Origin of the sequence: Pseudomonas sp. 39004 (genome assembly GCF_028682155.1) — a bacterium.
GTDB lineage: Bacteria > Pseudomonadota > Gammaproteobacteria > Pseudomonadales > Pseudomonadaceae > Aquipseudomonas > Aquipseudomonas capeferrum.
Map to the genome: position 1 here is coordinate 1 of NZ_JANIAG010000311.1, position 2,939 is coordinate 2,939.

The window sequence follows — 2,939 nt, forward strand, 5'->3', positions numbered from 1 at the left end:
GAATAAACTCCTCTAGCCCGACGCTATTCATGCTTGGCGAACCGAAACGAGCCGCATACTTTTCAGAAAGCTCATTGAAAGACATTAATCCAGTCCTCTTAATGCTTTTGAAATGTCTTGGACATTAGTTAGCTTTCCCGTCGCAACCTTATCCACAATATTCCAGATAATTTGTTTTGGCGGACCATTCACGCCGTTTTTTATAATCAACTGCTCAACCACCTCAACAGCAGTCCGCTTGTTCCCATTATCAAACAGATGCCCGCCTGCAATATCCCTGATCAATGAGCCAGCCTTATTATAAAAACCATCATAATTAGCGGCATTTGCAATAGCCGTATCTACTTCTCTGAATGAAGCCGAACCGCCAAACTTTGAATTTATAGCAGTGATATCGTCTGCACTTAAGCCGACCTTGAAACCACCAAGACCTGTTCCACCAGTTACTTTTGCCCCATCCTTGCTTTTGGATGCCACATCATCTGCGCGTTTTATAGCATGTTCGGAGCCTTCCTTGGCTGTCTTTTCAGCGGCTTCCTTAGCGGCTCGATCTGCCATCTGCTTGGCAGCCTTGGTCGAAGCTTCCGCGGCTGCCTTAGCGCTATACCGACCGACTTTGCCTGCTGTGCCGAGATAGCCCACGAAAGGGATCGCCGAAAGCAACGATAAGGCCGCTCCAGCATAGTCTCCACGTGCAAGGCTGATGCCGGCGTTGGCTACGTCGGCGAACTCGCCAAACACCGGGATCAGACCCACAACGTCCAATCCTAGCTGAAGGCCATCCAGTATTTCATCGCCTGTAATACCTTCTGCCGGTGTTTCGCTTTCTACCTCCGGGTTGGAGTAATCCGCAGCATCACCGGTCGCCGGCGTTTCACCGTTGACGCGTCCCAAAGTGTTGCCATTCGGCGTGGTGATCGCGCCGCTGTTCTTCGATGATGGATAGAGTTGAGTGTAGGACGGTATGTCCTCCAAGTCAGCCAGTTCCCTGCGGAACGCTTCCTGGCGCAACCCCTCGTACTCGGCTTCATTCAACTCAAGGGGCTTGCCCCATTCGTCCAGGCCATCGGCAAAGTCGACAAGCACGTTGCCGGTGCCATCGGTCTGCACGAATATCCTGTCCGGGCCGCCAGGCACCTTGCGTAACGGCACTTCATGAACCTGCACCACAAGCGTGTCCAGTTGAACGGGCTGCTCGCTCATGGCATCAACTTCCATTCATCCAGAACAGGTCCCCATGGCGAACCAGGTGACGGCCTTCCGCACGCACAGAACTGCTGTGCTCCAACGGGTGGCATTTGCCCTCGACGGTACCGCTCTTGACGCCTTTGGCTTGGCCGGCGGCGTCACCGACGGTCTTGGGTGTGAAGCTGCGCTTGTAGACGACTACCGGATGGCCATTAGCGCGCACGCTTTTCGCCACACCGGTGCTGGTATCCAGCTCTGCCGTGACCGGATAGGGCACGGGTGGCATGCTGCTGCCCATCGGCGTTTTGCAAACATCGGGCGCGATGCTGATGACCGTCCATTTCGTCTGTTGCCGAGCCATTACGTTATCGGCCATATCAAGCGTGCTCCCTGCTGCGGAGCGGGGCGCGACGAATGATGGGAGCGTCGGGATTGGTTTCGAAACGCGCTTCGAGCACGCGAATATCAAGCGAATTGGGCAGGCTGATGCGGTGCGTCATCGACAGGGTCATGGCATCGGTGTCGATGCGCAATGTATCGGTGAGCATCGGCAGCGGCAGCATCACGCCGTTGGCCATGCGCATGAGCACGAACGGCCGGTGGCCTGGAAGCTGGACTTCACATTGCCCATCTTGGCTCAGGGATGGATCAGTCAGGTTGAACAGCGCAATGTGTGCATCTGGTGTAGGAAAAGCAGTTTGCTGGTCAACCGGGGCTCCATTCCAATAACCAAAATCAAAGTCCTGCGGCAGACCTGGCCACTGGTTGTCCTCCCAGCTTTCGTCATAAGTGCCCGCCAGCGCCAGGCGCGGTGCCCAAGCTCGGCCAACGATGCTGAAGCCGGCCGGTCTGCAGCCATAGGAGGCCGCCACCTCCGCCATAGCAGGGGCATTGAGTGGGCCATCTGGATGTCGCGAGCGCAGCAAGCGCTCGATGGGCTCGTGCAGATGCTCGATCTGAGGCGCAGGCAGGCAAGCGAGCTTTTCGCCGCTCTGCTGGTAGTGCAGTTTTTCATGGCGGTGCTCCAACCAGCCACAGCCCAGTGGATTACTGAAGCAGACTTCGTTGAGGAGGAACTCGGGAGCGTCAGGGTGATGCCCATATTCGGGATTGGCGAACTGGCTGGCGCCTCCGAAAGCATGTTCCCAGCGCAGAGGAGCACGTGTGGCCGGCTCAGGGTCGGTGAGATACCAGCCGAAGAAGTTGCGATGAAACGCTCGTGGGCCGGTGAAGCGAAGGGCCTTGTCCAGCAGCAGTAGCGGCGTGCGCTGTTCACGGGCGCGGCGCCGGGCTTCCTGCACCTGGGCCTGGTGCGCGTACAGTTCATCGGCGGTCAGGCAAACACCGGGTGCTCGCTTGGGCGGCGGCGGATCAACAATCTCCAGCCTTGGACGGGTGGAGGTGATCCGCAGGCCGGCTTCCCAGGAGCGTGCGGGTTGCCCGGCAGGTGCATGGGCATGGCCGACAACAATGACATCGCAGCGTGGCTTGAATGGAGCGAGGTCGCTTTCTTCGAGTAGGGAGCCGTTACCGGGCTCACCATAGTAGGTATCGGCCATACACAGCGGCAGTGGGTCTTTATCGATGACGACGGCTCGACACTGGCCGGGACGGTCCCGGATCGGTTCGAGCCGGTAGCCAACCTTCATGGCGATGACAGGATGTTCCTGGCCGTCGGGCGCGACAGCACTGAAGCACATGACGTCAAATGGCGTCAGGTTGCGAAATTCCATCTTGGGTTACCCCTTCAG

3 protein-coding genes are annotated in these 2,939 nt (G+C 57.6%); all 3 read right to left on the minus strand.

Features of this window, described 5'->3' with window-relative positions; all coding sequences use genetic code 11:
- Positions 1 to 84: 84 nt before the first annotated feature.
- From NP534_RS26435 to NP534_RS26445, 3 genes are read right to left on the minus strand one after another with little or no spacing between them, the layout of a single operon-like run.
- Positions 85 to 1,203 carry a hypothetical protein gene (locus tag NP534_RS26435; RefSeq protein ID WP_274100689.1) on the minus strand — a complete coding sequence of 373 codons (1,119 nt, stop codon included), beginning with the start codon at positions 1,201 to 1,203 and terminating at the stop codon, positions 85 to 87.
- Positions 1,204 to 1,207: 4 nt separating this feature from the next.
- Positions 1,208 to 1,564, minus strand: coding sequence for a DUF4150 domain-containing protein (locus tag NP534_RS26440; RefSeq protein WP_274100690.1), 357 nt, complete (start codon positions 1,562 to 1,564; stop codon positions 1,208 to 1,210).
- 1 nt (position 1,565) lies between these two features.
- The gene (locus tag NP534_RS26445) at positions 1,566 to 2,921 is read right to left on the minus strand and encodes a DUF2169 family type VI secretion system accessory protein (protein WP_274100691.1); all 1,356 of its coding nucleotides are present in this window, start codon (positions 2,919 to 2,921) and stop codon (positions 1,566 to 1,568) included.
- Positions 2,922 to 2,939: the final 18 nt, after the last annotated feature.